Genomic DNA, 6658 nt, shown 5'->3' with positions numbered 1-6658 from the left:
TGCGCTGGGCCGCACCGGTCTCGGCGAGAACGGCATCGACCATCTCGAACGGCACGATCTGGGTGAGTTCCCCCAGATGACCGGGGGCGAACAAGCCCCCGGCCACCGTGATTTCACGCGTGATGACACACTGATCGGACAGCGGAGCTCCCGAGCTGGAATGACTGGTCTTGGTCGACAAGTCGTTCTACCGGGGCTCCGCTTCCTACGTCCGGCGTTCCCGCAGACCAGAGCACGCGTGCAAGCAACCACGCAGCCATAACTTCACGGCCTTGGCCTAAAGCCGCGGAGCCGGCCGCCCCAGCCACGACCGGCCTCGCATGGAGCTGGTCATGTGGCCAGCTGCTGGTGCGCGATCGGCGGAGCCGGGGGCGGAGCGGGGCGGAGACAGGAGCGGCGTCCCCGGCGGTGAGCCGGGGAGCGCGCGGCGAGCGGTAGCGAGCCGCCTTGAGTAAGTGGAGACAGGTTTCGACACCTCGGCGGCGCCGGCCAATGTCAGGTGCGGGCCGCGCGGACCTTGTGCGGCTGCTCACGCGTGACGCGGTAGCTGAGTTGCGCGGCGTCGGCGCTGGTGCGCAGGGTTTCCAGGACGAGCGGTTGGTCTTTGGCGCCGTGGGTGACGCGCAGGGTCTCCAGGAGCGGGGTGGCGTCCTGGAGTTGCAGGGTCGTGCGCTCGTCCGGGAGCGGCATCCGAGCGCGGACGGTTTCCGACCACCACAGGGAGTGGCCCTTCCCGGCCAGCAGGGCGTAGATGTCTGCGGGTTCGGTGTCCGGGTGTTCCGCGAGCCTGGTCCCCTCAGCGGTGGCGAATGGGATGAGCGCCTGGTGAAGCACGCGTGTGCCCGTAGCCGGGTCGGCTAGGAGCCGGTCGACGCCGAACAGCGCCTCGCCTTCGGCAAGGCCGAGTGGAGGCCCAGTGACCGCGGTCGTCTTGGTTCGGTAGACGGACGGCGCCTCCGGCGCTTGCCAGTTGGTGTCACCGCCGATCATGAACGCGCCGCCGCTGCTGCGGGTCACTGTGCGGTCGATGGTGAGGACAGGGGTCGGCGTCCCTCGGACGAAGCTGCCCTTGCCGTGGATGACCTCGATGAGCCCTTCGGCGCGGAGGGCGGCAACTGCATTGCGGACGGTGGGGCGGGAGACCTGGTAGCGCTCGATGAGCTGGGTCTCTGAGGGGAGCGGGGCGCCGGGCGGGTACTCGCCGGATGAGATGGCGTCGCGGATGGCAGCGGCGACCTGGCGGTAGAGCGCTCCTGGGCGCTGGATCTCTGACATGCCGTTCCCCTTGTTCGCGCTGTGGCGTCCATCTCACTCACGTCACTCGTCAGCATAAGTGCTTGCGTGCTGGCGTCAAGAGTCGCACACTTGTCACTCGTCAGGACGAGTGACGTCAGTTGAATGCTGGCGTCTTGATGGCCAGGAGGCCGAGCAGGATGCAGTCCATCCCTGTGGACACCACGCGCTTGGGCGTGCTGCGGTGCGCAGTTGAGCCCGAGGCGAAGATCAGCAACTTTGAGACGCAGGAGGTCAAGAAGGACAAGGACGGCAACACGATCTACACGGTCGGTGTGATGGTCCGCCAAGAGGGGCGGCGGGTGTCCGTGATCGAGATAGCGGTCACCGGGGAGCCGCGAGGTGTCTCTGAGGGCACCGAGGTGCGGGTGACCGGGCTGGAAGCGTTCGCCTGGTCGATGGGCGATCGGCACGGGATCAGCTTTCGGGCTGCTGCCATCACTCCCGTCCCTGTGGCGCCCGCCTCCTCGGCCGGTAAGTCCGGTGGTGGTGCCTGATGAACCCCATCCTCTTAGCTATCTGCCTCGCGCTGGTGGCCATGGCGCTGCTGGTCGTGAGCGAACTACGGGGCCGGCGCCCCGACTGGTACTGGTACGTCACCGGGTACGTACCGGCGGTGATCCGCGTGGTCGCCACCTGGCGGAAGGTCGCCCGGCTCAATGACCTTGCTGTTTCCTACGGGTCCAACCGCCGCGCCTTGGGTGGCCTTGCGGTCAAGGGCACGCCCTTGCGGCTGCGGGTCCCGCGGCTCAAGGGTGTCCGGCCGCTTCCCAACGGCCTGGCTGTAAGGGTGCGGCTGCTGCCGGGGCAGACACCGCTCCCGTTCATCGAGGCGTCCGAGGCCATAGCGCACGCCTGGCGGATGCACGCGGTACGGGTGATCTCGCCGCGACGGGGGATCGTCCTGATCAGCGCCACCGCGACCGATCCGCTGAAGGACCCGCAACTCCCACGAGGAACTGAGGGCACGCCGTTGCTGTCTGCGGTCGTCGGCGCGCTGGAGACCGGCGGTGCCTGGCTGGTGGACTTCCGCCGCGAACCTCACTGGCTCGTCGTCGGCGCAACCCGCTCCGGGAAATCCACGCTGCTGGCGAGGCTGGTGATGCAGCTCGCCCCCCAGCCAGTTGCCTTGGTGGGCGTTGACTGCAAGGGCGGCATGGAACTGGGTTTGTTCCGCAAGCGGCTGTCGGCGCTGGCCACCTCCCGCCGGGAAGCCGTGACCCTCTTCGGTGCGCTCGTGGTGGAGATCCAGCGGCGCATGGCCGTCTGCCGGGAGGCTGCCGCGCGTTCTATCTGGGAACTGCCGGCAGAAGAGCGGCCGGTGCCGGTCGTGGTCCTGGTGGACGAGATGGCGGAGCTGTATCTCACCAACGGCTCCAAGGACGACCGCGCGGAAGCCGAACAGTGTTCCACCTACCTCCTGCGGCTGGGCCAGCTCGGTGCGGCTCTCGGGGTGCATCTGGTCATCGCGGGGCAGCGGGTCGGCTCCGACCTCGGCCCCGGCGTGACGGCCCTGCGCGCTCAGCTCGGTGGGCGAATCTGCCACCGCGTCAACGATCCGGGCACCGCGGAGATGACCCTCGGCGACCTCCACAAAGACGCTGTGGCTGTCGCCCAGACCATCAACGCCGGCGAACAGGGCGTCGCCGTCACCACCGCTGACACCGTCGGATGGGTGCGGGCACGTTCGCACTTCACCACCCTCGACGTCGTCGCCCGGATGGCGGCGCAGTACGCCGACCGCACGCCGCATCTGGCGTTCTTGGACGACGCCACAGAAGCCGGTGACCTCTCGTGACGGCCACCTGGCAGATCCCGCTCGTCGTGATCTTCGGACTGGTGTCCGCACTTCTGGTCCGCGGCCGGGATGTACGGATCTGGGAAGCCGTCGTCCTGGTCCTGTTCGGCTACTACCTCGCCGCGTCGCCCGTCAGCGGCAACATCTCCGCGACCGTCGACTGGGCGCTCCGAGGATTCCTCCACACCTGACAACGACAAGGAGACGCATGCCCATGAGACGCGTCCGCTGCCCTGCCTGCAAAGGCGAGGGAGCGCGTACGACCTGGACGGGACGGCGCCGCCGTTGCCGGATCTGCCGGGGCGCCGGTTCCATCCGCTGAACGGACCCACCCGCACGCCAGCACAAGGAGTGATCCACATGAACCTCTGCCTCTCCCCATCCACCCGAGCCGCTGCGGCGGCCCGCCCGGGAAGGTCCCCACCACCATCACCACTGAGATGACCACGGCTGACAGGCGCGCCGAACTCGCCCGCGCGGCGCGCCTGCGTCAGCTCAGCGACACCGACCGCGACATCATCCGCCTGGCCAACCATCCCCAGTTCGAGCGGTTGCTACAGCAGATCACCGCTACCGGCGGCTGCGCGCACCCCGTCCACCTCTCCGGCTCCACCACCACCCGCGACGACATCACCGGGGAGGTCCTCCACCACTACGACACCGCCGCGGAACCGTACGAGCGGCTGTCAGTGCGCTGCCGCAATCGTCGCGCCACCGTGTGCGCACCCTGCTCCCGCCTCCACGCAGGCGACACCTACCACCTGGTGCGCGCCGGGCTCATCGGCGGCAAGAACGTTCCCCTGGACGTACAGCACCGCCCGCGCCTGTTCGTCACACTGACGGCGCCGGGCTTCGGTCGAGTCCACCGCACCACCGGCGCTGAACCGTGCCGCCCCCGCAACTCCGGTTGGTGTGCACACGGGCGGCCGATCGGCTGCGGTCTCGTCCACACAGACACCGACCCTCGCGTCGGCCAGCCTCTCTGCCCCGACTGCTACGACTACATCGGTCACATCCTGTGGCACGCGCACGCAGGCCGCCTGTGGAAGGCGTTCACCGACAACCTGCACCACCACCTCGCCCGCCGCACGGGTCAGAGCCGGACCGCCCTGCGGAGAGCGGTGCGCATCTCGTACGCCAAGGTCGCCGAGTACCAACGGCGCGCGGCCGTCCACGTTCACGCGGTGATGCGGCTCGACGGAGCGAGTGGGCCTGACGATCCTCCGCCTGCATGGGCGGATGCTGCTGCTCTGGTCGACGTCGTACATACGGCGGCTGCCGCTGTCCGGCTGTCCATGCCGTATCACCCGGCGCTCGGAGAGTACGAGCTGCGCTGGGGCACCCAACTGGACGCCAGGCCGCTGCGCTCCGACGGCGGATCAGACGCTCTGAACGATGACGCGGTGGCGGCGTATGTCGCGAAGTACGTCACCAAAGGCGCGCCCGACACCGGGGCCGGCCTCGACCACCCGCTGAAGTCGGCAGCCGAGATCGCGACGGCTCCCGTCTCGGACCACGTCCGCAGTCTCATGTCGACGTGCTGGCGACTTGGCATCCTTCCCGGACTGGAGCCGCTCCGGCTGCGCGCCTGGACCCACTCCCTCGGGTACCGCGGCCACATCCTCACCAAGTCGCGCGTGTACTCCACGACGTACTCCGCTCTCCGCGAGGAGCGCGCCGCCTACGAACACGCCTTGCGTGACGATGAACCCGACACGTCCGGGCCTGACAGCGTGACCGAAGCATGGTGGCGCTACGCGGGCTCCGGGCACACTGCTGGCGCCGCACTCCTTGCCGCTGCTATCGCGGAAGACCTCGCGGCAAACCGCGAGGCTGCGCGTGAAGCACCATGACCGCGCACCGGGACACTGAGCGAGCCAGGCATCTGGAGCGCGTCTGTGGCAAGTTCTGCACCAAGATCAGCCCAGCGGCGGCACGACGCCTCGCCCGGCTCCTGGAGCGGGAATCCTGGGCGAAAGGTCGAGTAGGAGGGTGAACGTCGTCAGACCAGCCGGACAGCGACGGAGAAGTGGGTCCGGCAGACGACTGCGCGTCACTGTGGCTGACGCGGTCAGAGCCAGATCGGGTTCTGCTCTATGTCGATCCGGCCGTAGTCGAACTGGCGGCCCCTCTTCGTCGCACCCTTGATCTTCACGGCTGCGAATAAGAACCGCAGCACGGCGTTCAGGCGTTCGTAGTTCTCGGCGTCTTCCAGGTCCTTCCAGCTCGTGCGGGCGTCGGGGCCGGTGAGGCCGTCCAGGACCTCTGCGGTCGGTCGGACGATCATCTTCTGTTGGACTCCCTGGATCCGCGCCTCGACCGTCTTGCGCATCTCGCGGTACTCCCTGGTGGTCAACTCCTGGGTCTGCCACATGTCCTTGAGTTCGTCGAGTTCCTGCCTGTCGGCGTCGATGGCTGCTTGGTCCTCCGCTGACAGCGAGGACGGCGAGGGCACTTCGGTGAGGTCCAGGTGCTCCAGCAGGTAGAGGGCGGCTTCGGTGACGAACTCGTCCACAGGAGCCGCCTTGACGGCGCGGTTGCAGCGGGGCACGTCGAGCCGGTGGGTGTGATTGCAGATGTACTTCGTCGTGGAGCCGCCCATCGGCTTGCCGCAGCCTGTGCACGTCACCAGACCTCGCAGCAGATAGAAGCGCTGCGGTTGCTCCTCGTCTGCCGTCCACGTCGCTGCCCGGTAGCTACGCCGTGCCTTGACCTCCAGCCACATGCCGCGATCGATGATCGGCGGCCATTCGCCGTCTCCGATCTCCTCGCCCCGGAAGACGCGGATGCCGGTGACGTGGCGGTTGCCCAGAAGTTCGCGCACGCGGGGTGCGGACCAGTGGCGGCCCTGTGCCGTCTTCACATTCCGTGCGTAGAGGTCCTGGGCGATACGCAACGGGCTGTCCCCGTCCAGGTAGCGAGTGAAGACCTCGCGGACGATGGCGGCTTCCTCGGGGACGATCTGCGTCCCGGTCTTGTCGTAGCCGTAGCGACGCCGGCCGGTGTGCGGTCGTCCCTCCTTGGCCCGGTCGATCATGGAGTCGACGAGTCGGCGTGAGGTGTCGTCGCTGGAGCGGCACGCGTGTGCCACCTCGATGCGGAGGAAGAACCGGTCGTCAGGGTCTGCGAGATCGCGGCGGTTCGCCTGGCCGTGCAACGTGATGTCGTGGTCGTCGGCTATCTGCAGCAGCTCTTCGAGGTCGCGGGGCTGACGCATCAGGCGGTCGGGGTGGTACGTGAGCACGTGGCGGATGCGGCCCCGCCGGGCCTCGGTGAGCAATGCGTCCCACCCCGGGCGCTGCCGCTTGCGTTGCCACGCAGACCGGTTGTTGTCCACGAACACCTGGTCCTCGGCGACGGTGAGGCCGAGTCGTCCGGCCACCTCGCGGCAGATGCTCTCCTGGCGGTCCACGCCGGTCTGGTCGTCGTCGTTCGTGTGCGAGATCCGGCAGTAGATCGCTGCGGATTCCCCGGACCAGTCCGCGCGAGTGTTCCTCACGCGCTGGCTACCCCCGGCCCGGCTCGCGCGGACCGCTCGCCGTAACCGTGCCTCGTCCTGCTGCGTCG

The 6658-nt window shown here is 68.4% G+C and carries 6 protein-coding genes and 1 pseudogene; 4 read left to right on the top strand and 3 right to left on the bottom strand.

Features of this window, described 5'->3' with window-relative positions; translation table 11 throughout:
• Nucleotides 1-181: pseudogene (locus NFU81_RS36400) on the bottom strand (hypothetical protein); the annotation flags it as partial.
• Between the two features lie 314 nt (nucleotides 182-495).
• Nucleotides 496-1275, bottom strand: a complete 780-nt coding sequence (locus NFU81_RS36395) for a GntR family transcriptional regulator (RefSeq protein WP_251500117.1) — start codon at nucleotides 1273-1275, stop codon at nucleotides 496-498.
• Between the two features lie 158 nt (nucleotides 1276-1433).
• Here NFU81_RS36395 and NFU81_RS36390 point away from each other — a divergent pair, with 158 nt between their 5' ends.
• From NFU81_RS36390 to NFU81_RS36375, 4 genes are all read left to right on the top strand, one after another.
• The gene (locus tag NFU81_RS36390) at nucleotides 1434-1790 is read left to right on the top strand and encodes an SCO3933 family regulatory protein (protein WP_251500115.1); all 357 of its coding nucleotides are present in this window, start codon (nucleotides 1434-1436) and stop codon (nucleotides 1788-1790) included.
• Nucleotides 1790-3091 carry an FtsK/SpoIIIE domain-containing protein gene (locus NFU81_RS36385; RefSeq protein WP_251500113.1) on the top strand — a complete coding sequence of 434 codons (1302 nt, stop codon included), beginning with the start codon at nucleotides 1790-1792 and terminating at the stop codon, nucleotides 3089-3091. Before NFU81_RS36390 ends, NFU81_RS36385 begins: the two co-directional genes overlap by 1 nt.
• On the top strand, nucleotides 3088-3282 hold the full coding sequence (locus NFU81_RS36380) for a hypothetical protein (protein ID WP_251500112.1): 195 nt from the start codon (nucleotides 3088-3090) through the stop codon (nucleotides 3280-3282). The genes NFU81_RS36385 and NFU81_RS36380 overlap by 4 nt, the downstream gene beginning before the upstream one ends.
• 249 nt (nucleotides 3283-3531) lie before the next feature.
• Nucleotides 3532-4944 carry a replication initiator gene (locus NFU81_RS36375; RefSeq protein WP_251500110.1) on the top strand — a complete coding sequence of 471 codons (1413 nt, stop codon included), beginning with the start codon at nucleotides 3532-3534 and terminating at the stop codon, nucleotides 4942-4944.
• 218 nt (nucleotides 4945-5162) lie between these two features.
• Here the strand turns inward: NFU81_RS36375 and NFU81_RS36370 are convergent, their stop codons facing one another.
• The gene (locus NFU81_RS36370) at nucleotides 5163-6590 is read right to left on the bottom strand and encodes a recombinase family protein (RefSeq protein ID WP_251500108.1); all 1428 of its coding nucleotides are present in this window, start codon (nucleotides 6588-6590) and stop codon (nucleotides 5163-5165) included.
• Nucleotides 6591-6658 lie beyond the last annotated feature (68 nt).

Origin of the sequence: Actinacidiphila cocklensis (assembly GCF_907177275.1) — a bacterium.
Lineage (GTDB): Bacteria > Actinomycetota > Actinomycetes > Streptomycetales > Streptomycetaceae > Actinacidiphila > Actinacidiphila cocklensis.
The sequence above is the reverse complement of the archived record's forward strand: the minus strand, read 5'-3'. Positions and strand labels throughout refer to the sequence as shown.

Bases quoted from the DNA above. Each gene is read 5' to 3' on its own strand.
- NFU81_RS36395 (WP_251500117.1), bottom strand. From the start codon at position 1,275: ATGTCAGAGATCCAGCGCCCAGGAGCGCTCTACCGCCAGGTCGCCGCT.
- NFU81_RS36390 (WP_251500115.1), top strand. From the start codon at position 1,434: ATGCAGTCCATCCCTGTGGACACCACGCGCTTGGGCGTGCTGCGGTGC.
- NFU81_RS36385 (WP_251500113.1), top strand. From the start codon at position 1,790: ATGAACCCCATCCTCTTAGCTATCTGCCTCGCGCTGGTGGCCATGGCG.
- NFU81_RS36375 (WP_251500110.1), top strand. From the start codon at position 3,532: ATGACCACGGCTGACAGGCGCGCCGAACTCGCCCGCGCGGCGCGCCTG.